This is a genomic window from Kitasatospora sp. NPDC059648 (genome assembly GCF_042734825.1).
Taxonomy (GTDB): domain Bacteria; phylum Actinomycetota; class Actinomycetes; order Streptomycetales; family Streptomycetaceae; genus Kitasatospora.
Map to the genome: position 1 here is coordinate 50,400 of NZ_JBHWDU010000016.1, position 26,770 is coordinate 77,169.

22 protein-coding genes, 1 tRNA gene and 1 riboswitch are annotated in these 26,770 nt (G+C 74.6%); of the genes, 17 read left to right on the forward strand and 6 right to left on the reverse strand.

What is annotated here, in order from left to right; genetic code table 11:
• The first annotated feature begins 5 nt into the window (after positions 1-5).
• The 5 genes from ACFV1W_RS12875 to ACFV1W_RS12895 all read left to right on the forward strand — a co-directional run bounded on the left by ACFV1W_RS12875 (position 6) and on the right by ACFV1W_RS12895 (position 6,880).
• Positions 6-284, forward strand: coding sequence for a DUF3039 domain-containing protein (locus ACFV1W_RS12875; protein WP_030283993.1), 279 nt, complete (start codon positions 6-8; stop codon positions 282-284).
• A gap of 88 nt (positions 285-372) precedes the next feature.
• A complete protein-coding gene (locus tag ACFV1W_RS12880) occupies positions 373-2,109 on the forward strand; it encodes a beta-N-acetylhexosaminidase (protein WP_380415794.1) in 1,737 nt (578 codons plus the stop codon).
• Between the two features lie 318 nt (positions 2,110-2,427).
• Positions 2,428-3,294, forward strand: a complete 867-nt coding sequence (locus ACFV1W_RS12885; protein WP_046385723.1) for a xanthine dehydrogenase family protein subunit M — start codon at positions 2,428-2,430, stop codon at positions 3,292-3,294.
• Positions 3,291-4,553 (forward strand): 2Fe-2S iron-sulfur cluster-binding protein, encoded by a 1,263-nt coding sequence (locus ACFV1W_RS12890; RefSeq protein WP_380415795.1) that lies wholly within the window; start codon positions 3,291-3,293, stop codon positions 4,551-4,553. Before ACFV1W_RS12885 ends, ACFV1W_RS12890 begins: the two co-directional genes overlap by 4 nt.
• On the forward strand, positions 4,550-6,880 hold the full coding sequence (locus ACFV1W_RS12895) for a xanthine dehydrogenase family protein molybdopterin-binding subunit (RefSeq protein WP_380415796.1): 2,331 nt from the start codon (positions 4,550-4,552) through the stop codon (positions 6,878-6,880). The genes ACFV1W_RS12890 and ACFV1W_RS12895 overlap by 4 nt, the downstream gene beginning before the upstream one ends.
• Before the next feature lie 92 nt (positions 6,881-6,972).
• Here the strand turns inward: ACFV1W_RS12895 and ACFV1W_RS12900 are convergent.
• Positions 6,973-7,044, reverse strand: a tRNA-Cys gene (locus ACFV1W_RS12900).
• 83 nt (positions 7,045-7,127) lie between these two features.
• A riboswitch (guanidine-III (ykkC-III) riboswitch) is annotated at positions 7,128-7,193 on the forward strand.
• Positions 7,194-7,237: 44 nt separating this feature from the next.
• Here ACFV1W_RS12900 and ACFV1W_RS12905 point away from each other — a divergent pair.
• Entirely contained in the window at positions 7,238-7,552 is a 315-nt protein-coding gene (locus ACFV1W_RS12905; protein WP_380415798.1) for a DMT family transporter, read from the forward strand.
• 91 nt (positions 7,553-7,643) lie between these two features.
• Positions 7,644-9,083 (forward strand): MFS transporter, encoded by a 1,440-nt coding sequence (locus tag ACFV1W_RS12910; protein WP_380415799.1) that lies wholly within the window; start codon positions 7,644-7,646, stop codon positions 9,081-9,083.
• A gap of 17 nt (positions 9,084-9,100) precedes the next feature.
• Here the strand turns inward: ACFV1W_RS12910 and ACFV1W_RS12915 are convergent, their stop codons facing one another.
• Positions 9,101-10,402 carry a hypothetical protein gene (locus tag ACFV1W_RS12915; protein ID WP_380415800.1) on the reverse strand — a complete coding sequence of 434 codons (1,302 nt, stop codon included), beginning with the start codon at positions 10,400-10,402 and terminating at the stop codon, positions 9,101-9,103.
• Positions 10,403-10,916: 514 nt separating this feature from the next.
• On the opposite strand from ACFV1W_RS12915, the gene ACFV1W_RS12920 reads away from it, so the two are divergent.
• Genes ACFV1W_RS12920 through ACFV1W_RS12930 form a run of 3 tightly spaced genes read left to right on the forward strand, consistent with a single transcriptional unit; the run spans position 10,917 to position 15,411 of the window.
• Positions 10,917-11,561 (forward strand): class F sortase, encoded by a 645-nt coding sequence (locus ACFV1W_RS12920; RefSeq protein WP_380415802.1) that lies wholly within the window; start codon positions 10,917-10,919, stop codon positions 11,559-11,561.
• A complete protein-coding gene (locus ACFV1W_RS12925) occupies positions 11,558-12,874 on the forward strand; it encodes an alpha/beta hydrolase (RefSeq protein WP_380415804.1) in 1,317 nt (438 codons plus the stop codon). The genes ACFV1W_RS12920 and ACFV1W_RS12925 overlap by 4 nt, the downstream gene beginning before the upstream one ends.
• A complete protein-coding gene (locus tag ACFV1W_RS12930; RefSeq protein WP_380415805.1) occupies positions 12,871-15,411 on the forward strand; it encodes a bifunctional lysylphosphatidylglycerol flippase/synthetase MprF in 2,541 nt (846 codons plus the stop codon). Before ACFV1W_RS12925 ends, ACFV1W_RS12930 begins: the two co-directional genes overlap by 4 nt.
• A gap of 118 nt (positions 15,412-15,529) precedes the next feature.
• Here ACFV1W_RS12930 and ACFV1W_RS12935 read toward each other — a convergent pair whose 3' ends face one another.
• A complete protein-coding gene (locus tag ACFV1W_RS12935) occupies positions 15,530-15,958 on the reverse strand; it encodes an SsgA family sporulation/cell division regulator (protein WP_380415806.1) in 429 nt (142 codons plus the stop codon).
• A 308-nt stretch (positions 15,959-16,266) separates the two neighbouring features.
• Between ACFV1W_RS12935 and ACFV1W_RS12940 the strand changes: the two genes are divergently transcribed.
• The 3 genes from ACFV1W_RS12940 (at position 16,267) to ACFV1W_RS12950 (ending at position 19,991) form a co-directional block, all read left to right on the forward strand.
• Positions 16,267-18,099 carry a DEAD/DEAH box helicase gene (locus tag ACFV1W_RS12940; protein WP_380415904.1) on the forward strand — a complete coding sequence of 611 codons (1,833 nt, stop codon included), beginning with the start codon at positions 16,267-16,269 and terminating at the stop codon, positions 18,097-18,099.
• A gap of 384 nt (positions 18,100-18,483) precedes the next feature.
• Entirely contained in the window at positions 18,484-19,134 is a 651-nt protein-coding gene (locus tag ACFV1W_RS12945) for an IclR family transcriptional regulator (protein WP_030284022.1), read from the forward strand.
• A 50-nt stretch (positions 19,135-19,184) separates the two neighbouring features.
• Positions 19,185-19,991, forward strand: coding sequence for a S16 family serine protease (locus ACFV1W_RS12950; protein WP_380415808.1), 807 nt, complete (start codon positions 19,185-19,187; stop codon positions 19,989-19,991).
• Positions 19,992-20,006: 15 nt separating this feature from the next.
• Here ACFV1W_RS12950 and ACFV1W_RS12955 read toward each other — a convergent pair whose 3' ends face one another.
• Positions 20,007-20,564: an Lrp/AsnC family transcriptional regulator gene (locus tag ACFV1W_RS12955; protein WP_380415810.1), complete on the reverse strand. Its 558-nt coding sequence runs from the start codon at positions 20,562-20,564 to the stop codon at positions 20,007-20,009.
• A 191-nt stretch (positions 20,565-20,755) separates the two neighbouring features.
• On the opposite strand from ACFV1W_RS12955, the gene ACFV1W_RS12960 reads away from it, so the two are divergent.
• Positions 20,756-21,298 (forward strand): VOC family protein, encoded by a 543-nt coding sequence (locus tag ACFV1W_RS12960; RefSeq protein ID WP_380415812.1) that lies wholly within the window; start codon positions 20,756-20,758, stop codon positions 21,296-21,298.
• A 16-nt stretch (positions 21,299-21,314) separates the two neighbouring features.
• On the opposite strand, the gene ACFV1W_RS12965 is transcribed toward ACFV1W_RS12960, so the two are convergent.
• Positions 21,315-21,857 (reverse strand): hypothetical protein, encoded by a 543-nt coding sequence (locus ACFV1W_RS12965; RefSeq protein WP_380415814.1) that lies wholly within the window; start codon positions 21,855-21,857, stop codon positions 21,315-21,317.
• 144 nt (positions 21,858-22,001) lie between these two features.
• Here ACFV1W_RS12965 and ACFV1W_RS12970 point away from each other — a divergent pair, with 144 nt between their 5' ends.
• The 3 genes from ACFV1W_RS12970 (at position 22,002) to ACFV1W_RS12980 (ending at position 25,934) form a co-directional block, all read left to right on the forward strand.
• A complete protein-coding gene (locus ACFV1W_RS12970) occupies positions 22,002-22,706 on the forward strand; it encodes a response regulator transcription factor (protein ID WP_380415816.1) in 705 nt (234 codons plus the stop codon).
• 17 nt (positions 22,707-22,723) lie between these two features.
• Positions 22,724-24,184 carry a sensor histidine kinase gene (locus tag ACFV1W_RS12975; RefSeq protein WP_380415906.1) on the forward strand — a complete coding sequence of 487 codons (1,461 nt, stop codon included), beginning with the start codon at positions 22,724-22,726 and terminating at the stop codon, positions 24,182-24,184.
• Positions 24,185-24,533: 349 nt separating this feature from the next.
• Positions 24,534-25,934 carry a glycosyltransferase 87 family protein gene (locus ACFV1W_RS12980; protein ID WP_380415818.1) on the forward strand — a complete coding sequence of 467 codons (1,401 nt, stop codon included), beginning with the start codon at positions 24,534-24,536 and terminating at the stop codon, positions 25,932-25,934.
• A 161-nt stretch (positions 25,935-26,095) separates the two neighbouring features.
• On the opposite strand, the gene ACFV1W_RS12985 is transcribed toward ACFV1W_RS12980, so the two are convergent.
• A complete protein-coding gene (locus ACFV1W_RS12985) occupies positions 26,096-26,512 on the reverse strand; it encodes an SsgA family sporulation/cell division regulator (protein WP_380415820.1) in 417 nt (138 codons plus the stop codon).
• Positions 26,513-26,770 lie beyond the last annotated feature (258 nt).

A 26,770-nucleotide genomic window follows, 5' to 3' on the forward strand; every position in this document is an offset into this window, starting at 1 on the left:
CACTCATGAGCACTCTTGAGCCCGAGCGCGGCCTCGGCACCGGCACCCTGGTCGAGCCCGTCCCGCAGGTGTCCCACGGGGACGGCGACCACGAGCGCTTCGCGCACTACGTCCAGAAGGACAAGATCATGGAGAGCGCGCTCTCCGGGTCCCCGGTCGTGGCGCTGTGCGGCAAGGTGTGGGTGCCCGGGCGCGACCCGAAGAAGTACCCGGTCTGCCCGATGTGCAAGGAGATCTACGACGGCATCGGCAAGCCGCAGGGCGGCGACGGCGACAAGCAGTAGCCGTCCGTCCGCGGAACGCCGTTTTGCATAGCACCGCGTTTCGGAACTGGTCTATGCCAATCGTGGCGGGCCTGGGCAGGATGTCGGAATGGACCTCATTCCCGCACCTTCGAGTGCCGTCCGGCGCCCGGACGAGGACTTCCCGCTCGACGCCACCACCACGCTGACCGCGCCGCCCGGCCTGTCCGACGCCGAGCGGTGGCTGCGCGGCACGCTGTCCGCGGCCACCGGGCTCCCGCTCGGTCCGGGCCGGCCGGGCACGGGCATCGAACTGGTCCTGGACGACGCCCTGGCCGCCGAGGCGTACCGGATCTCGGTGCGCCCCGGCCACGCCCTGCTCGCCGCGGGCGGCCCGGCCGGTGCGTCGTGGGCCGCGCAGACCCTGCGGCAGCTGCTGGGACCGGACGCCTACCGCCGCTCCCCGCTGCGCCGGGAGGGCTGGGTGCTGCCCGGCGCGGACATCGCGGACGCGCCCCGGTTCGGCTGGCGCGGCGCGCTGCTGGACGTCGCCCGGCACTTCCTGCCCAAGTCCGACGTGCTGCGCTTCGTCGACCTGCTGGCCGCGCACAAGCTCAACGTGCTGCACCTGCACCTGACCGACGACCAGGGCTGGCGGGTGGAGATCAAGCGCTACCCGAGGCTGACCGGGCGCGGCGCCTGGCGGGAGCGCTCGATGGTGGGCTACCGGTCCGGGCAGCGCCGGGACGACCGCCCGCACGGCGGCTACTACACCCAGGACGACCTGCGCGAGATCGTCGCCTACGCGGCCGCGCGCGGGGTCACCGTCGTCCCGGAGATCGACCTGCCCGGCCACACCCAGGCCGCCGTCGCCGCCTACCCCGAGCTGGGCAACACCGACGTGGTGGACACCGCCGCGCTCGGCGTCTGGACGGACTGGGGGGTGAGCCACCACGTCCTCAACGCCTCCGAGGAGACCCTGCGCTTCTTCGAGGGGGTGCTGGAGGAGGTCCTGGAGCTGTTCCCGTCCGAGTTCGTCCACCTCGGCGGCGACGAGTGCCCCAAGGAGCAGTGGAAGGACAGCGCCGCCGCCCAGGCCCGGATCCGCGAGCTGGGCCTGGCCAACGAGGACGAGCTGCAGAGCCACGTCATCCGGCACTTCGACCGCTGGCTGGCCGAGCGGGGCCGTCGGCTGATCGGCTGGGACGAGATCCTGGAGGGGGGTCTCGCCGTCGCCACCACGCCGAAGGGCGCGCCGGTGCCCGAAGCGACGGGCGACGGGCGACCGGCGGAGGAGGGGGCGCCGGAGGGAGGAGCGTCGGCGTCGGGCACCGAGCGCCCGGAGGCGTGGGGGCGGTCACGCGCGGCGGTGTCGTCCTGGCGGGGGTTCGGCGGGGGGATCGCGGCCGCGAAGGCCGGGCACGACGTGGTGATGTGCCCCGAGCAGCACGTCTACCTCGACCACCGGCAGGCGGACGGGCCGGACGAGCCGATCCCGGTCGGCTTCGTGCGCACGCTGGAGGACGTCTACCGCTTCGAGCCGGTCCCGCCGCAGCTGGACGAGGCCGCCGCCCGGCACGTCATCGGCACCCAGGCCAACCTGTGGAGCGAGTTCGCGGACAGCGCCCGGGACGTCGACTACCGGGTCTTCCCCCGGCTGGTCGCCTTCGCCGAGGTTGCCTGGTCCGAGCTGCCCGCCGAGCCGGCCGAACGCGACTACCCGGGCTTCGAGCGCCGGCTGCGCGGCCACCTGGAGGTGCTGGACGCGCTCGGCGTCGAGTACCGCCCGCTGGACGGCCCGCATCCGTGGCAGCGCCGGCCCGGGGTGGCGGGGCGGCCGATCGAGGGGCCGCCGCCGGTGCGCTGAGCCGGTGCTCCGTTGCGCCGATGTGTCCTTCGGGAACTTATGGGCGGTCATCTGACGTCAAGAAAAGATGAACATCTGCCCCGGCTTGGTCAAGGCCGGGGCAGATACCGCCCGGTATCCGTACCAATCGGGCAGTCCCGTTCACCGGCCCCGAAATGATCATCGAGCATTGTGTGCCAGAGTTGCCCAACCCGGCCCGATCGCCCGTACCCTACGGCCAGGCCGGGCTGCTGACGCGGACAGTGCGGCCGCGGCCGCGGGCGGCGAGCGATCGATGAGCAAGTGGAGCACGGTGGGACCCAGGTGAACCGGACGATCATGCTGCCGGCCTCGCTCGACGAGGCCGTCGACGCGCTGGCCGCCGCCCCGGCCGCGGTACCGGTGGCCGGAGCCACCGACCTCATGGAGGCCGTCAACGCCGGACGGCTGCGCCCCGCCGCCCTGGTCGGGCTCGGCCGGATCACCGAACTGCGCGGCTGGCGCTACGAGGACGGCGGCACCGCCGTGCTCGGCGCCGGACTCACCCACGCCCGGATGGACCGCCCCGACTTCGCCGCGCTCATCCCCGCCCTCGCCGACGCCGCCCGCACCGCCGGCCCGCCGCAGGTCCGCAACGTCGGCACCCTCGGAGGCAACATCGTCACCGCCGCCCCGGCCGGCGACACCCTCCCGGTGCTCGCCGCCCTGGAGGCCACCGTCACCCTCGCCCGGGCCGGCGCCAGCCGCGAGGTACCGGTCAGTCACCTGCTGACCGGCCTGGACCCGGTGCGCCCGGGCGAACTGCTCACCTGGGTAAGGGTCCCGCTGCTGCACGCGCCGCAGGTCTTCCTCAAGGCCACCGGCCGCAGCGGTCCGGCCCGTGCCACCGCCTCCGTCGCGCTCGTCCTCGACCCGGCCCGGCGCGCCGTGCGCTGCGCCGTCGGCGCCGTCGCCCCGGTGCCGCTGCGCCCGCTGGAGGCCGAGGCCTGGGTGGCCGGCTGCATCGACTGGGACGGCAGCCGGGAGATCGACCCGGCGGCCGGCGCCGCCTTCGGCGAGTACGTGGCCGCCGCCTGCGTCCCCGACAACTACGGCGCCGAGGGCGCCTGGGAGGCCGTGACCGAGGGGCCGACCGCGGCCGCCGTTCGGCTGCGGCGTACCGTATCGGTGCTGGCCCGACGGGCACTGGGAAGGGCGCTGAAGTGACCACAGACCCCATCGAGACCCTCGACGCCGACCCGCTCGGCCTCGCCCCGCAGGTCAGTCGGGAGCTGCGCCCGTGCGCCTCCTACACGCTGCGGGTCAACGGTTTCGAACGGCCCGTCACCGACGCCTGGATCGGCGAGAGCCTGCTCTACGTGCTGCGCGAGCGGCTCGGCCTGGCCGGCGCCAAGGACGGCTGCGAGCAGGGCGAGTGCGGGGCCTGCTCGGTGCAGGTGGACGGCCAGCTGGTGGCCGGCTGCCTGGTGCCCGCCGCGCTGGCCGCCGACAGCGAGATCAACACCGTCGAGGGCCTGTCGGCCGGCGGTGCCGCGAGCGACGTCCAGCAGGCGCTGGCCGCCTCCGGAGCCGTGCAGTGCGGCTACTGCACCCCCGGCATGGCGATGGCCGTGCACGACCTGCTCCAGCGCAACCACCGGCCCACCGAGGTCGAGGCCCGGCAGGCGCTGTGCGGCAACCTCTGCCGCTGCACCGGCTACCGCGGCGTGCTGGCCGCCGTCCAGACCGTCGCGGACGCCCGCGCCCTGGAGGCCGAGGAGGCGGAGCGGGCCGCCGCTGCCGCCGCCGAGGAGGCCGCCGCCGAACCGTCCGCCGACGCCGGGGCACCGGACGCCGCCGCCGCGCCCGCCGAGCAGCCCCCCACCGTCGGGCAGCCGGCCGCCGTCGAGCCGGAGCCGGTGGTCGAGCCGCCGGTCTACGCCGACGCCGAGGCCTGGATCGAGCACGTCCCCCAGCCGCTGGCCGAGCCCGCCGCCGCCCCCGACCAGGCCCAGGTGCAGGTCCAGCCGCCGGTCGAACAGCCCTACGGCGACGGCGGTTACGACACCGGCGTGTACGACACCTCCGCCCTGACGGCGATGCAGCCCGGCATCCCCGCCCAGGCCGTCGACGACCAGGTGTACTACCAGCCGCAGGGCTACCCCGAGCAGCCGTACCAGGCCACCCCCGCCCACGGCACCTACGTGCCGGCCGGCTACCCGGACGGCCACCAGCAGCAGAACGGCTACGACACCGGCTACGACACCGGCTACGACGCCCCGGTCTACGAGCCCACCCCCGCGCACGGCACCCCGCTGCCGGGCGCCGTCCACGACGGCACGCCCCCGCACGGCACCCCCTACGCGGACCCGCACGGTGCCCCGGCCGGCGGTGTTGCCCCGGCCGGCGTCCCGACCACCGGCGTCCCCTACGGCGCCACCCCTGCCCACGGCATCCGGCTCCCCGAGGACGACCACGCATCATGACGTCGCCTACCGACATCGGCGCAGCACTCCAGCAGGACGGCGGCGAGGGCGACGCCGCACCGGAACCCTTCGGCCTGGGCAGCTCCCCGCTGCGCAGCGACGCGCTGCCGAAGGCGCTCGGCATCTACCCGTACGCCGCGGACCTGTGGGCCGAAGGGCTGCTGTGGGGCGCGGTGCTGCGCTCGCCGCACCCGCACGCCCGGATCCGCGGCATCGACACCTCGGCCGCGCTCGCCCTGCCGGGGGTGCACGCCGTGGTCACCGCCGCCGACCTGCCGCCCGGTCCGGACGGCCTGCCGGACGGCGCCCCGGCCGGCCCGATCGTCGCCGACCGGCCGGTGCTGGCCTCGGGCGTGGTGCGCCACCACGGCGAGCCGATCGCCGCGGTCGCCGCCGACCACCCGGACACCGCCCGGCTGGCGGTCGGCCTGATCACGGTCGACTACGAGCCGCTGGAGGCGGTCACCGATCCCGAGCAGGCCTTCACCGCCCCGGCGCTGCACCCGGACGGCAACCTGTTCCGCCACCTGCCGCTGCGCACCGGGGACCCGGACGCGGTCGGCGAGATCGTCGTCGAGGGCCTCTACCAGGTCGGCCGGCAGGACCCGGCCCCGCTCGGCGCCGAGGCCGGGCTGGCCGTGCCGCGCCCGGACGGCGGGGTGGAGCTGCACCTGTCCTCCACCGACCCGCACGGCGACCGCGACCGCACCGCCGCCTGCCTCGGCCTGGAGCCGGACCGGGTCCGACTGGTGGTCACCGGCGTGCCCGGCGCCACCACCGACCGCGAGGACCTCTCCTTCCAGGTCACCCTGGCGCTGCTGGCGCTGCGCACCGGCCGCCCGGTGAAGATGACCCTCACCCGCGAGGAGTCCTTCCACACCCACACCTCGCGCCACCCCGCCCTCCTGCGCTACCGCCACCACGCCGACGCCGAAGGCACGTTGGTGAAGGTGGAGGCGCAGATCCTGCTGGACGGCGGCGCCTACGCGGACGTCTCGGCCGAGGCGCTGGCCGCCGCGACGGCCTTCTCGGTCGGCCCGTACGTCTGCCCGAACGTGTTCGTGGACGCCTGGGCGGTGCGCACCAACAACCCGCCGGCCGGGCGGATGCGCGGCGAGGGCGCGCTGCAGGCCTGCTTCGCGTACGAGTCGCAGATGGACCAGCTGGCCGCCCGGGTCGGCGTGGACCCGGTGGAGATCCGGCGCCGCAACGCGATGTCCACCGGTGACCCGCTGCCCACCGGACAGGCCGTCACCTGCCCGGCGCCGGTGAAGGCGCTGCTGGACGCGGTGGCCGCCGAGCCGCTGCCGGCCCTGCCGGTGGACGACCCGGACGCCGAGTGGCTGCTGCCCGGCGGGCCCGGCGGCGCCGGGGACCCGGCGGCGGTGCGGCGCGGGATCGGCTACGCCGTCGGCATGGTGCACATGCTGGGCGCCGAGGGCGAGGACGAGGTCTCCACCGCCACCGTGCGGGTCAGCGGCGACCACGCCACGGTGATCTGCGCGGCCGTCGACGCCGGGCAGGGCTTCGCCACACTGGCCCGGCAGATCGTGCAGACCGTGCTGGGCGTCAGCGAGGTCTACATCGCGCCGGCCGACAGCGACCAGTCGATCGCCGGGCCCTCCGCGCGGGGCCGGCACACCTGGGTCTCCGGCGGGGCGGTCGAGCGGGCCGCGCTGATGGTCCGCCACCAGCTGCTGCAGCCGATCGCGGCCAACTTCGGGATGTCGGTGGAGCTGCTGCAGATCGCCGACGGCAAGATCACCTCCTACGACGGGGTGCTCGGCATGCCGGTCGTCGAGGCGCTGGAGGGCAAGGAGCTCTGGGCCACCGCCCAGTGCCGCCCGCACCCGACCGAGCCGCTGGACGAGTCCGGTCAGGGTGACGCCTTCGTCTCCATCTCCTTCTGCGCGATGCGCGCGGTGGTGGACGTGGACATCGAGCTGGGAGCCGTGCGGGTGGTCGAGATGACCGTCGCCCAGGACGTCGGCCGGGCGCTCAACCCGCGCCAGATCGAGGACCGGATCGAGGCGGGCGTGGCCCAGGGCGTGGGCCTGGCGCTGATGGAGGACCTGCAGACCGCGGGCGGGCTGCTGGGCAACCCGTCGCTCACCGGCTACCGGCTGCCCACCTCGCTGGACACCCCGGAGGTGCGGATCGCCGCGCTGCTGGAGGAGCGGGACGTGGTGGCCACCTTCGGCGCCAAGGCGGTCAGCGCGGTGCCGGCGGTGGTCGCGCCCTCGGCCGTCGCCGCCGCCGTCCGGGCCGCCACCGGCCTGCCGGTCGGCCGGCTGCCGATCCGGGCGGAGGACGCCGTCACGGCCTGAGCGGGGAATCCGGATCCGAATGCGCGGATCCGGAACGGAGAATGCGGAATTGCCGGTCGACCGTTTCGAGCCGACCGGCAATTCCCTTTTCGAGGCCGTGGCGGGAATTGAACCCGCGTACACCGCTTTGCAGACGGTTCCCTGAACCACTCGGGCACACGGCCAGTGAATTCAGGATGGCCGACCGCCCGAATGGGGTCAATGAACTCCTGTAAATTCTGTGTGGCAATGTGTGCTACCGTCGGAGGCGGTGGCCGTATTCTCCCCACCCCGGACGAGCGCGTCGTACCCGGTGACGACAAGACGACGCAGTTCAGCGGCAATCCGGCCGCTGTGGACTGCGGAGGTGCGGCCGTCATGGCTTGGCTCGTTCTGATCGTCTCGGGTCTCCTGGAGACCGTGTGGGCGGTGGCCCTGGAATCGTCGAAGGGCTTCTCCCGCCCCGTTCCCGGCCTCGTCTTCGGTGTCGCGCTGCTGTTCAGCATGGGTGGACTGGCGTACGCGATGCGCACCATCCCGATCGGCACCGGGTACGCGGTCTGGGTCGGCATCGGCGCGGTCGGCACCGCGCTCTACGGCATGACCGTCCTGGGCGACCCGGCGACGGCGGCCCGGATCGGCTGCCTGCTGCTGATCGTCTCCGGCGTGGTGGGGCTCAAGGTGCTGCACTGACCCCGGGGGCTTGGACCTAGGCCTGCGGACCGAGCGGGCCACCGACTCCGGTCAGGGGTCACCGAAGCAGACGGCCCTTACGATGCTACGTATGACCACTGCCTCCCCCACCTCGGTCGACTCCACCCCGATACCCAGCGGAACCGATCCCGGCGGTGGGGTCCTCAGCGGCCGCTACCGCGCGCTGACGCTGGGGATCGTGTCGGTGGTCCTGGTGATCGCCTTCGAGGCGACCGCCGTCAACACCGCGATGCCGACCGCGGCCCGCCAGCTGGACGGCCTCGGACTGTACGCCTTCGCCTTCTCCGGCTACTTCACCACCACGCTGTTCGCCCTGGTCGTCTCCGGCCAGTGGTGCGACCGCCGCGGCCCGCTGCAGCCGCTGTTCGCCGGCATCGCGGTGTTCGGCGCGGGCCTGGTGGTGGCCGGCACGGCCCCCGGGATGTGGGTGTTCGTGGCCGGGCGGGCGATCCAGGGCCTGGGCGGCGGGCTGGTGATCGTCGCGCTGTACGTGGTGGTCGGCCGGGCCTACCCGGAGCGGCTGCGGCCGTCGGTGTTCGCCGCCTTCTCCTCGGCCTGGGTGCTGCCCTCGATCGTCGGACCGCTGGTCTCCGGGGCCGTCACCCAGCACCTCGGCTGGCGCTGGGTGTTCCTGGCCGTGCCGGTGCTGATCCTGCTGCCGCTGGCGGTGATGGGCCCGGCGCTGGCCCGCTCCGAGCAGGAGCACCCCGTGCCGCGCGGCGCGGACTTCGACCGCCGCCGCACCCTGCTGGCCGCGATGGCCGCGATCGGCGCCGGGCTGCTGCAGTACGCGGGCCAGCGGCGCGACCTGGTCGGGCTGCTCCCCGGGACCGCCGGGGCGGCGCTGCTGGTGCCGGCCGTCCTGGGGCTGCTGCCGAAGCGGACCCTGCGCGCCGGGCGCGGGCTGCCGACCGTGATCCTGCTGCGCGGGGTCGCGGCGGGGGCGTTCTTCGCCGCCGAGGCCTTCATCCCGCTGATGATGACCACCCAGCGCGACTTCTCGCCGACGCTGGCGGGGCTCACCCTGACCAGCGGCGGGCTCTCCTGGGCGCTGGGCTCCTGGCTGCAGGGGCGGCCGGGGGCCGAGCGCTACCGCGGGGCGATGATCCGCGGCGGCTTCGTGCTGACCGCGGTGGCGATCGCGGGCGCCGCGCTGGTGCTGATCCCGGCGGTGCCCTCGTGGACGGCGTCGGTGGCCTGGGGGGTCGGTGGCGTCGGGATGGGGCTGACGGTCGCCAGCGTCAGCGTGCTGATGATGCGGCTCTCCGCGCCCGAGGACGCGGGGGCCAACTCGGCCGCGCTGCAGATGAGCGACGCGCTGGGCAACGTGCTGCTGACCGGCCTGGCGGGCGTGCTGTTCGCGGCGCTGGGCGGCGGCTCGCTCGCCGTCGCCCACGACGGCTCGGGGGCCGGGGGCTCGCCCGGCGCCTTCGCCGCGATCCTGCTGGTGATGGCCTCGGTGGCGGTGCTGGGGGCGCTGCTCTCCGGCCGGGTCCGCGCCAGGGCCTGACCGCCCGACGCCCGCGGTCAGCCGGCCGTGGCGGCGGGGGAGGGGACCGGGGGCGCCGCCGGGGTGCCGAGGAAGCTCTCCCAGCCGCCGGCCGGGGACTGGCCCGGGCCGAGGCTCTGCAGCTTGCGCAGCACCGCCGGGTCCTGGGCGTCCAGCCAGTCCACCAGCTGGCGGAAGGAGACCAGCCGGACCTCCGGCTTGCCCGCGATCGACCTGAGCGCGTCCTCGACGGCGTTCATGTAGATGCCGCCGTTCCACTCCTCGAAGTGGTTGCCGATGATGTACGGCGCCCGGTTGCTGTTGTAGGTGCGGTCGAAGCCCATCAGGTAGGAGTCCCGGGCCTGGGACTGGAAGCCGGGGTAGAGCGCCGGGTCGGCCTTGGTGTTGGGACCGCACTGGTTGAACATGATGTTGTAGTCCATCGACAGCACCTGGAAGGTGTGCCCGGGGAAGGGGATGGACTGCAGCGGGAGGTCCCACAGGGCGCCGCCCTGGATCTTCTGCGGCCACACCTGGGTGCCGTTGCCGCTGCTGTCGTAGCGCCAGCCGCGCTTGACCGCGGTGGGCAGCAGGTTGCGCTGCCCCTCCAGGCAGGGGGTGCGGCTGCCGATCAGCTCCTTGCGGTAGTCGAAGGGCAGCGCCGGCAGGTCGGTGAAGCCGGTGTTGGTGCGCCAGTTCGTCACGAAGTCCATCGCCTGCTGGATCTCGCTGTCCCACTCCTCCGGGGACCACTGGCCGACGCCGGTGGAGCCGCAGAAGTGGCCGTTGAAGTGGGTGCCGATCTCGTGGCCCTCCAGCCAGGCGGCGTGCACGTTCTCCAGGGTGTCGTGGATGTGCCGGTCGCTCAGGTAGCCGATCTCGGAGGCGCCGACCTTGTGCTGCGGCGGGCGGTACAGGTCCTTCTTGGACTCGGGCAGCAGGTAGAGCCCGCTGAGGAAGAAGGTCATCGAGGCGTTGTGCTCCCGGGCCAGCCGGCGGAAGCGGGCGAACAGGCCGTTGTCGAGCTCGCCGGCGCCGTCCCAGGAGAAGACCACGAACTGCGGGGGCCGCTGGCCGGGCTGGAGTCGTTCGACGACGGGCTGGTGGGGCTGGGGGCCGGTGTCCGAGGTGGAGCCGTCGCCGATCAGCACGGTCTGCGGCTTCTGCGGGGCCGGGGCCGGGGTGGCGCTCTGGCCGCCGGGCTTCGGGGCGACCGGGACGGCGTTGCCGGCCTTGTGCTCCCCGCTGCCGCCGGCCCGGTCGCTGCCGCAGCCGGTCGCGAGGGTGGCGGCGGTGGCCGCTCCGGCGGCCAGCAGGGTTCGGCGGGAGAGCGCGTCCATGGTCACTCCGTTCGTGAGGCTTTCGGCAGGCAGGCGGGCGGCAGGCGGGCGGCAGGAGGGCGGCGTGCCGGCGACGGGGGTGGGTGCGGCGTGCGGGCGGCGCGTGCGGGCGGGCGGCGGCCCGCGGCAGGCGTGCGGCGTGCGGAAGTCCGGTGCGACCGGAGGGCGATGGAGCCCGTGACCGGGTCAGCATGCCATGAGGGCAGGAACGGTCCGAGAGGCGCAGCGAACGGTCGTGATCGATCGCCCGATTGACGCAACCGAACCGGCGGGCCGGGACGTCGGTGCTGTTCGACGGGTGGTAGCGCGGTGGCGCGCCGCGTCCGTACGCCGGACGGAGCCGTCACGCTGTGTCGCCGGACCCCCACCGAGTGCAGGACCGGAGCCGTCGCCCCTGCCGATCGGCGGGTGCGGATAGGACCGTGGTGGGGACGTGCCTTAAGGTCCGATCCGATTGAATGAGTTCCCAGGAAACTCTCAGGAATGGGATCCGAGCCGGCAGAGGGGAGCACCCGTGGGTGCCCAGCAGAGCAGGAGCCCCTGGCCGTGCACCCTGGCGGCCGGCGCCGCGCTGGTGCTCGGTGCCTGGCTGCTGCACGGCGGCGGCCCGGTCGTCCTGCCGCCCGCGCCCGGCGCCGGGCAGGCGCTGTCCGGCTTCGCCCCGGTCTCGGTCGTCCCGCCGCTCGGCCGGTCCGCCCCGACCCGGATCCGCATCCCGGCCGTCCGGCTGGACGCCCCGGTCACCGAGCTGGGCCTGGACCCGGACGGCCACCTCCAGGCCCCGCCCGCGGCAGACCGCAACCTCGCGGGCTGGTACCGCGGCGGCGCCAGCCCCGGCCAGCGCGGCACCGCCATCCTGGCGGGCCACGTGGACAACGAGTCCGGACCGGCCGTCTTCTACCACCTGGGAGCGCTCCGCCGGGGCGACCGGATCGAGATCGCCCGGGCCGACGGCGCCACCGCCGTCTACCAGCTGTACGCCATCGAAGTGCACGACCGAAAGGACTTCCCGGACGACCGGGTCTACCGCCAGGCCGCCGACGCACAGCTACGGGTGATCACCTGCGGCGGCGCGTACAGCGGGGAACACGGCTACGAGGGCAACGTCGTCGCCTACGGATTCCTGGCCGACACCACACCGCCGGGCAAAGCCGCATGAGCACGCTCACCCTCGCCACCCGCTGGAACCCGATCGACTGGCCGCTCACCCACGGCCCCGTCCCGTACGCGGTGCTCGCCGCGGGCTGGGCCGCGCTCGCCCTGCTGGCGTTGTCCCGGCACGAACGCTGGCGCGCCCCGCGCATGCTCGGGGCCCTGCTGCTGGGCGCCGTGCTGACCGTCCTGGTGAAGACCGTCGTCGACGACTGGTGGCACCCGTTCCCGGAGGGCACCCCGGACTTCGTCCTGCGCTGGACGGCCGTCGCGCTGCTCGCCGTCGCCCTGCTCTGCTTCCGGGTGTCGCTGCTGCCCACCCGCCGCAGGTTCCTGGCCGTCGGAGGTGTCGCCCTGGTGGCGCTGATGGCCGCCTCGCAGGTCAACCGGGGCTTCGACCAGTACCCGACCGCCCGGGCCATGCTGGCGCCGCACACCGACGAACTGACGACGGGACGGGCCGCCGCCGTCGTGCAGGGCTCGCCCGGCCGCCCGCTCTCCGAGCTCTGGCACGCGCCGGCCGGCCTGCCGGGCAAGGGCACCCTGTCCACCGTGACCGTCCCCGGCACCAGGTCCGGCTTCAGCCCCCGCCCCGGCTACGTCTACCTGCCGCCCGCCTACCGGGCCAACCCCCGGCCGCTGCTGCCCGTCGTGGTGCTGATGCCCGGCCAGCCCGGCGCGCCGGAGGACTGGGTCAACTCCGGGGCCGTCCGGGAGAGCCTGGACGCCTTCGCCGCCCGGCACCAGGGCCTCGCGCCGATCGTGCTGGTCGTCGACCAGACCGGCGGGAACTTCGCCAACCCGCTCTGCATGGACTCCCGGATCGCCAAGTCGCAGACCTACCTGGGCGTCGACGTCCCGGACTGGATCCACCGCAACCTGCAGACCGCCACCGGCCGCGGCGCCCTCGCCATCGGCGGGCTCTCGCTCGGCGGGACCTGCGCCCTGCAGCTGGCCGTCAACGCGCCCGACGTCTACGGGACCTTCCTGGACATCTCCGGGCAGGAGGAGCCGACCCTGGGCACCCACCAGGAGACCGTGGACCAGGCCTTCGGCGGAGACGAGGCGGCGTTCGACGCCGTCGACCCGGTGCACCTGATGGCCGGCAGGAAGTATCCCGACACCGCCGGCATGATCGTGGTCGGCGCCAACGACCCCTGGTTCCGGCCGGGACAGGAGAGGATCCATGCGGCGGCGCAGGCGGCGGGCATGAAGGCCGGCTACCAGACCATCCCCGGCGGGCACAGCTGGACGGTGTTCCGCCAGGCCTTCGAGCAGAACCTGCCCTGGCTCGCCCAGCAGACGGGGCTGATCCGGTGACCAGACTCCTGGCCGCACGGCCGCGGGCCGCCGAGCAGGAACAGGGGGCCGACCTCGCCCCGGTCACCCGTACACCGGAGGCCGGCCCCCAGCGGATCCGCCGGGCAGCCCGGGCGCTCGGCCACCAGCTGCGCTCGGCGCCGCTGACCCTCTCGCTGCTGGCCGGTCTCTGGGCGCTCGGCGCCGCCACCGGGAGCCTGTCCGGCGGGCCCTCCGCGCCGCTGCTCGCCCGCACCGGCGTCGGCCCGCCCACGCTCGGCGAGGGCCGCTGGTGGACACCGGTCAGCTCCCTGCTGTGGTGCTCGGGCAGTGGCGCGTACGTCTTCACCAGCGTGCTGCTGCTCCTGGTCGGCCCGGCCGCCGAGCGCCGGCTCGGACGGCTGCGCACCCTCGCGGTGCTGGTCGGCGGCCAGATCGCGGGCACCCTGCTGGGCACCGGGCTGGTCGAGGCGGGCTCCCTGGCTGGCGAGCAGTGGACCGCCTCGGTGGCCGACCAGACCGCGGTCGGACCCGGCGTCGGCCTGTTCGCCCTGGCCGGGGTGCTCGGCTACCGGCTCACCGTGCTCTGGCGCCGCCGACTGCACCTGCTGGTGCTGCTCGTCCCGCTGGTCATGACGCTGTACGTCGGCCACCTGCAGAGCGTCCAGCGGTGCGCAGCCGCGCTGCTCGGCCTCGGCGCGGGCGCGCTGCTCAGCCGCGGCCGGCCGTACCTGCGCAGCCACCGCTCCTCGCACTCCGAGACCCGGGTGCTGGTCGCGCTCTGCCTGGTCGCCGCCGCCTGCGGGCCGCTGATCGCCTCGCTGTACGACAACGCCAGCGGGCCCTTCAACACCTTCTCCGAGCTCTACTTCTCGCACCGGCTCAGCCCGGAGGAGGTGGCCGACTTCTGCGCGGTCTCGGCGCACGACTGCGCCCGGGCGCACGCCGTCGAGCGGATATTCGACACCCCCGGCCGGCTGATGGCCGCGCTGTTCCCGGCGCTGCTGCTGGTGCTCGCCGAGGGGCTGCGCCGGGGCCTGCGGTTCGCCTGGCGGATAAGCGTCGCCTCCGAGCTGCTCTGGACGGCACTGCTGACCCGGCTGTACTTCGAGGCCGGGCCGGTCAGCGGGGACGTGGTGCAGTACTTCGTCGAGGCGATGCTGCTGCCGCTGCTGACCACCGGTCTGCTGCTGGCCACCCGGCAGCGGTTCCGGCTGCGGCTGTCCGGCCGGGCGGTGCGCCGGCTGGCCCTGGTGGTCGGCGGGGCCGCGCTGGCCGCCTCGGCGGCGTACGTGGGCCTCGGGCGGCTGGTGGCCGGGCAGTTCGAGCCGGATGCGGGCCTGCGCGGGCTGGCCGGCGGGCTGCCCGCCCAGTTCCTGCCGCCGGCCTACAACGACCTGCTGCCGGACTACCCGATCGCGGTCGGTCCGGTGGCGCTGTTCCTGGAGACGTACTGCGGGCTGGCGTTCTGGGCGGTCGCGCTGGGCGCGCTGCTGTCGGCGTTCCGCCGTCCGGTGCTGCACACCGACGCGGCGGCGGCCGCCCGGGCCCGGGCGCTGCTCACCGCGCACGGCGGCGGGACGCTGTCCTTCATCACCACCTGGGACGGCAACCACTACTGGTTCGACGAACAGGGCCGCGCGGCCGTCGCCTACCGGGTGGTCGGCACCGTGGCGCTGACCACCGGCGATCCCTTCGGCGCCCCGGAGGACCGCGCCCGCGCGGTGGCCGGCTTCGCCCGCTACTGCGACGCCCGGGGCTGGACGCCGTGCTTCTACAGCGTCGGTGCCGGGACCAGGGCGTCGACCGCCCAGCTGGGCTGGCGCTCGGTGCAGGTCGCCGAGGACACCGTGGTGCCGCTGCCCGAGCTGGCCTTCACCGGCCGCAAGTGGCAGGACATCCGCACCGCCCTCAACAAGGCGGGCAAGCAGGGCATCACCGCGGAGTGGTGGACGTACCACGAGGCGCCGCTCGCGCTGCGGGAGCAGATCCGCGCGATCTCCGAGGAGTGGGTCTCCGAGAAGGGCCTGCCCGAGATGGGCTTCACCCTCGGCGGGCTGGAGGAGCTGGACGACCCGGACGTACGGGTGCTGGTCGCGGTGGACGCCGACCGCGTGGTGCACGGGCTGACCAGCTGGATGCCGGTGTACGAGGACGGCGTGCCGGTCGGCTGGACGCTGGACTTCATGCGGCGTCGCTCGGACGGCTTCCGCGGCGTGAACGAGTTCCTGATCGCCTCGGCCGCGCTCGGCTTCAAGGGCGAGGGCGCGCGCTTCCTGTCGCTGTCGGGCGCGCCGCTGGCCCGCGCCAGGCAGGACGAGGAGCCCACCGGGCTGCAGCGGACGCTGGACTGGATGGGCGGGGCGCTGGAGCCGGTGTACGGCTTCCGCTCGCTGCTGGCGTTCAAGGCGAAGTTCCAGCCGGAGTACCGGCCGATGTACATGGCCTACCCCGACCCGGCCGCGCTGCCCGGCATCACCAGGGCGATCGGCAAGGCCTACCTGCCGCACCTCACGCCGGCGCAGGGCGTACGGCTGATGCGCAAGCTGTCGGGCTGAGCCGGGCGGGCGGCAGCTTCCGGGCCCCGGACCCGGGCGGCCGTTCCCCCCGGTGGCCGGCGGTGACGGGCTCTGACGTCCGGAAGCGCGGGGGCGCTCCCGGACGCCGGGCGCCTCGTCAGCCGAGCAGCTGGGCGAGCGCGCGGTCGGCGTCCAGGTGCAGGTGCTCCTCGCCCTCGGGGACGAGCAGCCGGCTGCGCCACAGGAAGCGCCGCAGGTCGGCGGTGTCGAACCGGAGCAGTGCGGTGCCCTCGGGGGCCCGCAGCTCGACCATGGTGCGCCGGCCGGCCGCGGGCCGGACGTGGACGTCGCCGACGCCGGCCGGCACCTCCAGGCCGGAGGAGAGCAGCCGGCGGGCGAACACCCAGACGATGTCCTCGGTGCTCGGGCCCTCCACGGCGTCGTCCAGCGAGAACTCGGCGGGGAAGGCCATCCGGACCGCGAACGGGTCCTCCGGCAGGTAGGACAGCACCGCGCGCAGCCGGGCGGAGCGGTGCGTGGAGAGGATCAGCCGGGCCTGGACGGTCTCTTCGACGGCGGAGTACAAGGGTGGGTCCCTTCGTTCGGCGGGGGCCGCGCGACGGCAGGTGGGGTGGGCGCGGCCTCACCCTGGTGAGAGTCCCGGGGCCACCGGGGATTACCCGGTTCCGAGGACGGTCCAGCATGACCTGCGTCACATCGATTTCCGGCCGTCCGGGCCCGGCGCGACGCCCGGCCTGGAGGTCCGAACAGCCCCGGACCGGTACGCTGGGCGGGTTGTCCGATCGCCGCCCGACCGCGGGACGGGGCCACAAAACCGCCTCTGACCTGCGATGATCCCCCTCGGAGACCGTGAGTACTGCCGCCGCCTCCTCGATGCCGTTGTTCTCCGACGCACCGGAGCTGCAGGAGCCCGTCCGGGCCGCCGGCCATGCCGCGCCCGCCTCCTCGCACCACCTCTCCCCGGCCTTCCCCGGCCGCGCCCCCTGGGGCACCGCGGGCAAGCTGCGGGCCTGGCAGCAGGGAGCGCTGGACAAGTACATCGAGACCCAGCCGCGCGACTTCCTCGCCGTCGCCACCCCGGGCGCAGGCAAGACCACCTTCGCGCTCACCCTGGCCTCGTACCTGCTGCACAACCACCTGGTGCAGCAGGTGACGGTCGTCGCGCCGACCGAGCACCTGAAGAAGCAGTGGGCCGAGGCCGCCGCGCGGATAGGCATCCGGCTGGACCCGGCGTACTCCTCCGGGCCGCTCTCCCGGGACTACCACGGCATCGTGGTCACCTACGCGGGCGTCGGGGTCAACCCGATGCTGCACCGCAACCGCACCGAGGCCCGCAAGACCCTCGTGATCATGGACGAGATCCACCACGCGGGTGACTCGAAGTCCTGGGGCGAGGCCTGCTTCGAGGCCTTCGAGCCGGCCACCCGCCGGCTGGCGCTGACCGGGACGCCGTTCCGCTCGGACACCAACCCGATCCCGTTCGTCGCCTACGACGCGGGCAGCGACGGCATCCGCAAGTCCGTCGCCGACTACACCTACGGCTACGGGCACGCGCTCGCCGACCACGTCGTCCGCCCGGTGATCTTCCTCAGCTACAGCGGCAACATGCGCTGGCGCACCAAGGCCGGCGACGAGCTGGAGGCCCGGCTCGGCGAGCCGATGACCAAGGACCTGATCGCCCAGGCCTGGCGCACCGCGCTGTCCCCGCAGGGCGAGTGGATCCCGTCCGTGCTCCAGGCCGCCGACCGGCGGCTGACCGAGGTCCGCAAGGCCATCCCGGACGCCGGCGGACTGGTGATCGCCACCGACCAGAACGTGGCCCGCGCGTACGCCAAGATGCTGCGCGAGATCAGCGGCGAGAAGGTCACCCTGGTGCTCTCCGACGAGGCCGAGGCCTCGAAGCGGATCTCCGACTACGCGGCGGGGACCTCGCGCTGGATGGTCGCCGTCCGGATGGTGTCCGAGGGCGTCGACGTGCCCCGGCTGTGCGTCGGGGTCTACGCCACCTCGATCTCCACCCCGCTGTTCTTCGCCCAGGCCGTCGGCCGCTTCGTGCGCGCCCGCAAGCGCGGCGAGACGGCCTCGGTGTTCCTGCCGACCATCCCGATGCTGCTGGGCTTCGCCAACGAGATGGAGCTCCAGCGCGACCACGTGCTCGACCGGCCGAAGAAGGAGGGCGACGGCCTCTTCGACGAGGAGGACCGGCTGCTCGCCGAGGCCGAGCGGGCCAACGACGGGCCGGACGGCGCGGGCGGCGAGGAGTTCTCCTACGAGGCGCTGGGCTCCGAGGCGGTCTTCGACCGGGTCCTGTACAACGCCATGGAGTTCGGCATGCAGGCCCACCCCGGGAGCGAGGAGGAGGAGGACTACCTCGGCATCCCGGGCCTGCTGGAACCGGACCAGGTGCAGATGCTGCTGCAGAAGCGCCAGCACCGGCAGATCCAGCGCAGCAAGACCAGGCCCGCCGAGGAGGCCGACCTGCTGGAGCTGCCGGCCGAGCAGCGGCCGGTGGTCACCCACCAGGAGCTGCGCGAGCTGCGCAAGGAGCTGAACGCGCTGGTGGCCGCCTGGCACCACCGCACCAGCCAGCCGCACGGCACCATCCACAACGAGCTGCGCCGCCAGTGCGGCGGGCCGCTCACCGCGCAGGCCACCGCCAACCAGCTGAAGGCGCGGATCGCCAAGATCCGGGAGTGGGCGAAGTAGCGCTCCGGCGGGCGGGTCAGGGCGGGTCAGGGCGGGTCCGGCGCGGACCCGTCCGTTCCGGCGTGTCCGGACATCGGACCGGCATCGAACTGACGCCCTGCCAGGCTGGGGGAAATGGTGGGGTTCGTCCGGAATTCCCGGCGGGCGCGATGACGATCGCGCCCGAATTTTGGACAACCACTTCCGCCGCGAGATTTCCTTCACTACCTTTCCCCCACGCTCTTCCGCCGGGCAACCCCCGCGGGACGGGCTCCGCAGGACCGCGCGGTCGTCAAGGACGACACCGCGCGGCCCGAGCGCGGCCACCCCCACCTGCGCGCGACCCCGCCCCCCCCCGGGCCCGGCGCCGCACGCCCGCGAGCGCCGCGGAAAGGACCGCCCGTCGTGACTGCCGAGACCTCCCAGACGCTGGACCGCGGCGTCCGCGTCCTCAAGCTCCTCGCCGACTCCGAGCGCGGGCTCACCGTCACCGAGCTGGCCGCCCGGCTGGCCGTCAACCGCACCGTGGTCTACCGGCTGCTCGCCACCCTGGAACAGCACGGGCTGGTCCGCCGCGACATCGGCGGCCGAGCCCGGGTCGGCCTGGGCGTGCTGCGGCTGGCCCACCGGGTGCACCCGCTGCTGCGCGAGGCCGCGCTGCCCGCCCTGCGCAGCCTGGCCGAGGACCTCGGCGCCACCGCCCACCTGACCCTGGTGGACGGCAACGAGGCGCTGGCCGTCGCCGTGGTCGAGCCCAGCTGGACCGACTTCCACGTCGCCTACCGCACCGGACTGCGCCATCCGCTCACCGAGAGCGCGGCCGGCCGGGCGATCCTGGAGGCCCGCACCTTCCCCAGCCAGCGCCGACCCGAACAGGGCTTCGTCATCACCCGTGCGGAGGAGCAGTCCGGGGCCAGCGGCGCCGCCGCCGCGCTGCTCGGGCTCAGCGGCATCGAGGGCAGCGTCGGCGTCGTGATGCTCAACGGGCTGGTGCCCGAGCGGGTCGGTCCCCGGGTGGTGGAGGCCGCGACCGAGGTCGCCGACGCCCTGAGGTAGCGTCCGGCGGCAGGGGGAATCACAGCGCCGGGTGTGTTTGGATTCCCCTTGTGTCCGACACCAAGCTGCCCAAGGCCCTGTCGTCCCCGCGGACCCGCGCGCTCGCGCTCTGCGGGGTGCTGATCGCCGCGCTGTTCGGCGTGGCGGCGTTCGTCCCGCTGCCGTACACCGTCACCTGGCCGGGCCTGACCGCGGACACCCTGGGCTCGTACCGGGACAAGCCGGTGCTCACCGTCAGCGGGGCGCCGCTGCGCAGCACCACGGGCGAGCTGCGGATGGTCACCATCACGGCCACCAACGCGGACCAGCGGACCTCCCTGTGGCGCTCGCTGCAGGCCTGGTTCGACCCCGAGGAGGCCGTGCAGCCGACCGAGGTGGTGTACCCGCAGAGCAGCCCGGCCAAGGCCAACGAGGAGACGGCCGAGCAGATGGCGCAGTCGCAGGACAGCGCCACCGCGGCCGCGCTCGGCTACCTCCACCTCTCGCCGGACCAGGTGAAGGTCAAGGTCGACCTCGGCGACGTGGGCGGCCCCAGCGCCGGGCAGATGCTGGCGCTGGGCATCGTCGACAAGCTGGCCGGCGACGGCAAGGGCGGCGACCTCACCGGCGGGCTCAGGATCGCGGGCACCGGCACCATCGACAAGGACGGCACCGTCGGCCCGGTCGGCGGAGTCCCGCTGAAGACCCAGGCGGCGGCCCGGGACGGCGCGACCGTCTTCCTGGTCCCCAAGGACGAGTGCACGGACGCCAAGGTGAACACCCCGAGGACGCTGCGGCTGGTGCCGGTGGGCACGCTCGCCGAGTCGGTCGCGGCGCTGGACGCGCTGAAGAGCGGCGGCGACGTCCCCAGCTGCTGACCCCGGCCCCGGGCGCTACTCGGCGGCGGCCTGGTCCACCAGCGGCAGGATCCGGTAGGGCACCGGGTTCTCCAGCACGATCGCCGTGGAGGAGCGGACGATCCCGTCGAAGCCCACCACCCGGTCGATCACCCGCTGGAGGTCCGCGTTCGACCGGGCCACGATCCGCACCAGCATGTCCCCGATGCCGGTGATGGTGTGCAGCTCCAGCACCTCCGGCACCCGCGCCAGGTGCGCCCGCACGTCCGCGCCCTGGCCCTGGGAGATCTCCAGGGTGGCGAAGGCCGTCACCGGGTAGCCGATCGCAGCCGGGTCCACCTCCGGGCCGAACCCGCTGATCACCCCCTTGGCCTGCAGCCGGTCCAGCCGGGCCTGCACCGTGCCCCGGGCGACCTGCAGCCGGCGCGAGCACTCCAGCACGCCGATCCGGGGCTCCTCCGCCAGGAGCCGGATCAGCCGGCCGTCCAGGGCGTCGATCGAGTCGTTCCCGCTGCCCGCCGGGGTGGTGGAAGTGCCCTGCGGGGCGGGGGAGTCGGGCGAGCCGGGGGAGCTCGGGGGCTGGGCGGGGGGCATCGCGGCTCCGTCCTCCGGTGGGCATTCTGTACAGCGGCGCCGCCGATTCTCCCGCCCCGGGGCGCAGCTTGACCAGGATGAAACGGAACAGTTGCGCCCCGGTCGGCCCGGCGACACCCTCCAGCCACGATCCCGTGCCCCGGGCCCCACCCCGGGCGACGGGTGGTCCGTACGCCTACCGGGAGGCCGTCATGACCCACACCGCAGCCGAACCCGCCCTGCTCGCCGCGGGCGCGGCCGAGGGCCCGGAGGAGCCGGGCCCGCTGCCGACCGGCCGCGCCGACGCGGTGGTCTTCGTGGTCGGCGACGCGGAGCGGGCGGCCCGCCGCTACCGTGCGGCGCTCGGGCTGGGCTGCACCGCGTACGCCGGGCCGGAGACCGGCGACCCGGAGGCGGTCTCCTACGTGCTCACGGGGCCCGGGACGCGGATCGTGCTCACCTCGCCGGTGCAGGTGATCGGGCCGCGTGGCCGGGAGCTGGCGGCGCACCTGGCCCGCTACGGGGACGGGGTGCTGGACCTCGCGGTGGGCGTGCCGGACGTCCACTACGCGTACGACCACGCCGTCGACCGGGGCGCGCTGTCGCTGGCCGAGCCGTACGAGGTGCGGGACCGGTTCGGCTCGGTGGTGCTGGCCACCATCGGGGTGCCCGGCGGCGGCAGGCACACCCTGGTCGACCGGGCGGGCTACGCGGGGCCGTACCTGCCCGGGTACGAGCCCTTCTCCGGCTGGTGATCCGCCTGGCGCCGGATCAGCGGACCGCCGTCTCCACCACCGGCGGGTGGCCGTTCCAGTAGACGAAGACCGAGTTGGCCCGGTTGTCCCTGGTGAAGTCCACCCGCATCCACTGGTCGCCGTTCCACACCTGCATCTGCCAGCCCGGGTCCGGGGTGGCGGAGACCAGCGAGGCCCGGTCGGCGCGGACGTCCAGGGCGACCCGGCCGCCGGGGACGGGGTAGCTGCGCACCGTGGACGTGGTGGTGGCGGTGGGCCCCGGCCGTCCACCGGCCGGGGCGGCCGTGCCGGTGGGCGGGGTGCCGACGGGGGCGCGCGCGGCGGAGGCGCTCGCGGTCGGGGTGGCGGGCTGGGACGGGGTGTCCGCCGACGGCGCCGGGCCGGGGGTGGCGGTCGCGCCGGTCGCGGTGCCGCCGGCCTTCGGGGACGGCAGCGGCAGCGCGGCGGGCTGCTCGAACGCGGCCCCGGTGAGCACCGCGTGCACGGCGATCCAGGACAGCGCCACCGCCGCCCCGGTGGCCGCCGCCCAGGCGCCGAGCTGTACCAGTCCGTTCCGCATCGTCCGCACATCCTGCCGTACTTCCCGGCCGGTGGAGGGCGGCACCCCCGCTGTTCGGCAAGGCAGTTGCACAATGTCCGGACCCGTACCGGTCGACCCGCGAGGTACAGACCACTGCCGCCGGATGGCGTACCGTGCAGGGCCATGGCAACAGTGCTCGTGGTCGAGGACGACCCCTTCGTGCGTTCCGCGCTCATCCGCCATCTGACCGACACCGGTCACGCGGTCCGCAGTGTCGGCACGGCCCTGGAGGCGCTGCGGGAGGTCGCCCAGGTCGGCTGCGACCTGGTGGTCCTGGACCTGGGCCTGCCCGACCTGGACGGCCGCGAGGCGCTCAAGATGATCCGGGGCCTGACCGACGTCCCGGTGATCATCTCCACCGCGCGGGACGACGAGGCGGAGATCGTCCGGCTGCTCAACGACGGTGCCGACGACTACCTGGTGAAACCTTTCTCCGGAGAACACCTGAGTGCCCGGATGGCCGCTGTGCTGCGCCGGCTCGGCGGCGGCGCCGCGCCCGTCCCCCAGGTGCTGCGGGTCGGCGGACTGGCCATCGACCTCCAGCGGCGCGAGGCCGTCCTGGACGGGCGGGCGCTCGACCTGACCCGGCGCGAGTTCGACCTGCTGGCCTTCCTGGCGGCCCGGCCCGGCGTCGTGGTGCCGCGCAAGGAGATCCTCGCCGAGGTCTGGCAGCAGACCTACGGCGGCGACCAGACCATCGACGTCCACCTCTCCTGGCTGCGCCGCAAACTCGGCGAGACCGCCTCCAGCCCCCGCTACCTGCACACCGTCCGGGGCGTCGGGGTCCGGCTGGAGGCCCCCGGGGGCCCCGCGGGGCACCGGACGTGAAGCGGTTCGCGCACTCGCTGCGCTGGGCCCTGATCAAGGCCGCGGTGGCCGGAACCACCATGGTCGCGCTGGCCTTCCTCATCCCGCTCGGCCTGATGGTCCAGCAGACCGCCCGGGACCGGGCGTTCACCGCGGCCGAACGGCAGGCCGCGGCGCTCGGGCCGGCACTGGCGATCACCACCGACCAGGACGCCATCGACCGGGCGCTGGCCAGCACAGACGCGGGGTCGCAGGGGCGGATGGCGGTGCACCTGCCGGTGCCGGCCGGGTCGGCGGGTGCGGGTGCGGGTGCGGCGGGTGCCGGTGCGGAGGGTGCCGGGGGAGTCGGCGGCGAGGGCCCGGGCGGGCCGACCATCGGGGAGGGACGAGCCGCCGCGGCGGACGTGGCCACGGCCGGCGGCCAGGGCCGGGCCTTCACCGTCGCCGTGCCCGGCGGCTACGCGCTGCTCCAGCCGGTCGCGGTGGACACCGGCCGGACGGCCGTGGTCGAGGTGTTCGTCGCCGAGAGCGACCTCACCCGGGGCGTCTCCACCGCCTGGCTCGTGCTCTCCGCGGTCGCGCTCGGCCTGGTCGCCGTCTCGGTGCTGGTCGCCGACCGGATGGGCGGCCGGATCGTCGCCTCCGCCCGCCGGCTCGCCGCCGCCGCCCGCTCGCTCGGCGCGGGGAACCTCGCGGTGCGCGTCCCGGTGGAGGGCGAACAGGCCGACGGCAGCCCCGAGGAACTGCGCGAAGCCGCCCACGCGTTCAACACCATGGCCGATCGGGTCGCACAACTCCTCGCTGCTGAGCGCGAGTTGGCCGCCGACCTGTCGCACCGGCTGCGCACCCCGCTGACCGTGCTGCGCCTCAACGCCGCGTCCCTCGGTGACGGCGACGCGGCCGACGCCACCCGGCACGGGGTGGCCCAGCTCGAACGCGAGGTCGACCAGATCATCCGCTCCGCCCGCCGTGCCCCCGAGGACGCGCCCGCCGTCGCGGTCGGCTGCGACGCCGCGGAGGTGATCCGCGAACGGGTCGGCTTCTGGTCCGCGCTCGCCGAGGACGAGGGCCGCCGCTGGCAGCTGGCCGGCGCCGAGCGCCCCACGCCGGTACCCGTCCAGCGCGGCGACCTGGCGGCCGCCGTCGACGCGCTGCTCGGCAACGTCTTCCGGCACACCGCCGTCGGCACCGCCTTCTCGGTCGACGTCCTGGCGACCGACTGCTCGGTGATCGTGCTGGTCGGCGACGCCGGTCCCGGCTACAGCGACCCGGCCGCCGCCCTCAAGCGCGGCGAGGGGCACGGCGGGGAGGGCTCCACCGGCCTCGGGCTGGACATCGTCCGCAAGCTCGCCGAATCCACCGGCGGGGACCTCGCGCTCGGCCGCTCGGCCGTGCTCGGCGGCGCCGAGACCCGGCTGCGGCTGCGCACCCGCGCGCCGGAGGCCCTGCCCGCCCGGGCCGGACGACGGCGGTCCCGGGGCACGCTGTTCCCGCGGTGACGGCGGAACGGGAGCGGCCGTTCGGGCTCTTCCCCAGCCGAGGCCCAAGGGAGTTCCACCCCTCGCTCAGTCCGTCGATCCGGGCCGGCCGCGCGGCCGGCGCCGGTGGGGCCGGTCCCGTTCCGGAGGCCCCTCCGCGGCCCCTCCACGCCTGCTCCGCCTCCTGTCCGGGCCTCCCCGACAGCCGCGGCCGTCCGCGCTCGGTCCGCGGCCGAGCACGGACGGCCGGGGTGCCTTCCTCCCGGCGGTCGGGCCCGATTCGTCACTTTGCGTAGTCGATCGCGCCCAGGACGGGGCGGGTCGCATCCGGTATCGTCGCTGGTTGGCCGAGCGGTGGACGGAGTGGACAGTGACAGCGGTGCAAGACGAGCGCAGCCCGGTGCGGACCGTACCCGCCCCTCCGCCCGCCTCCCTGTCCGACCGGCTGCGGGTCGCGCTCGGTGCCCCCGTGCGCGCGCTGCGTGAGGCCCCCCGCCGTCCGATGCTGGTCGCCTCGTCCTTGGCATTGCTGTCGCTGGTCGTGTACGCAGTGGTCCGCCACTTCGTCCACACCTCGATGGTCGACATGATCGTCTACCGCGCCGAGGGCGCCGCCGTCGCCGACGGCAACGACCTCTACGCGCTGCGCGTCACCGAGTGGAACCTGCCCGCGACGTACCCCCCGTTCGCGGCGATGCTGTTCGTCCCGACCACCTGGTTCCCGATCGCCTTCCTCCGGGTGGCGATCACTCTCGGCAACCTCGGGCTGCTCGCCCTGATGGCCCACCTGTCCTTCAAGCTGGTCGGCTGGCCGCGCCGCGAACTGCGGCCGATCGGCGTGGTCCTGGTGACCGGCCTCGGCGTCTGGCTCGAACCCGTCTTCACCACGCTCCGGTACGGCCAGATCAACCTCGCGCTCGGCTGCCTGATCCTGTGGGACCTCACCCGGTCGGACGACCGCCGCAGCAAGGGCCTGGCGATCGGCATCGCCGCGGGCATCAAGCTCACCCCCGGCCTGTTCGCCGTCTACCTGCTGATCACCGGCCGGGTCCGGGCCGCCTTCACGGCCGGCCTCACCTTCCTCGGCACCTTCCTGATCGGCGCGCTCTTCCTGCCCGACGCCACCTGGGGCTTCTGGACCGAGTACCTCTACGACTCCTCCCGGGTCGGCAAGACCGAGATCGTCGACAACCAGTCGCTGCGCGGCGCCTTCGCCCGGCTGCTGCACACCCCGGACCCCGGCCTCCTCGCCACCCTCGGGGTCGGCCTGGTAGCCGTCTCCGGCCTCGCCGTCGCCGCCTGGGCCGCCCGCAGCGGCCGCTGGCTGCCCCGGTCCGAGGCCTGGGGCGTCTGCGTCGCGGCCGTCACGGCGGTGCTGATCTCGCCGATCAGCTGGACCCACCACTGGGTCTGGTGCGTGCCGGTGCTCGTCCTGCTCGCGGCCGAGGCCTCGGTCGAGCACTCCCGGCCCGCCGCGGTCCGCCGGCTGCGCTGGCGGGCCGCCTTCTGGGCCACCCTGCTCGCCTTCCTGTCCTTCGCGATGTGGGCGGCGAAGCCGCTCGGCGCGGCGGTCCTCCACATGTCACCGCTGCGCCAGCTGCCCACCTCGATCTATCCCTGGGTCGGTCTCTGCTTCCTGCTCGCCGCCGCCATCCGGATAAGGGCACGGCGGCTCTCCGCCGGCGCCCCGCTCGTCCGGCTGCCCGGACAGCGCGACGGCGGCGGCCCGGACACCGCCCGCGGTCGTCAGCAGGCCCCCGCGGCCCGCTGAGCCGGCGGGGGCTCCGTCGCTCCCGCCTTCCCCGTTCCCGTCGCTTCCGCCGACCCCCTGGTCGCGGGCGTGCCGCGGTTCCCGCGCGGGCCGGTGCTCCCGGGCGTTGCGGAGGTCCCGGGCGGCGTACCAGTGCACGCTGCGGCGCACGACCGGCACGCCTACGCGAGCAGCTCGGCGAGCGAGCCGTCCATGTCGAGGGCGGCCAGCTCGCTGCCCGGCGGGACCAGCCGGTGGGCCCGCTCCAGCCAGGCCGCGACGGCCGGCAGCGGCGCCTCCAGCAGCGCGTCCCCGGCGGGGGAGCTCAGCGCCAGGCACAGCACGCTGCGCCGGCCCGAGCGGGTCGGCCAGATCCGCACGTCGCCCTGGCCGCACGGGCGGAACGTGCCCTCGACCAGCAACTCGCGGGCGAACACCCAGGTCACCGGGGAGCCGGTGTCCAGGTGGAAGGTGATGTACACCGCGTACGGATCGTGGCTGCCGTAGGTCAGCCGGGCCGGGACGGGGACGCTGTGGTCCGGGGAGAGCACCAGGTTCAGCTCCAGCTCGTGCTCCACGACGCTGACGGGGCGGTCCATGATCGCCTTCCTCTCTGCCTTCGGTTCGTGCCCGGTTCCGGGCCCTGTGACCTTTGAGAGGGGGGCGGGCCCCGGCTCTTACACGCGTTTCCGGGTTTTCTCCGGGAAGTTCCGTGCGGGGTGGTGAACGGCCGGGTCACGGCGCGCGGGCTCCCGTCGCGCGCCCGGATCCTTACCCCGGCCGGTCCTCCGCTGTCCGGGGAATCGCCAACTTTCCGTCGGCACTCCGGTGAGGTACTACCCTTTGTGACTATCCGG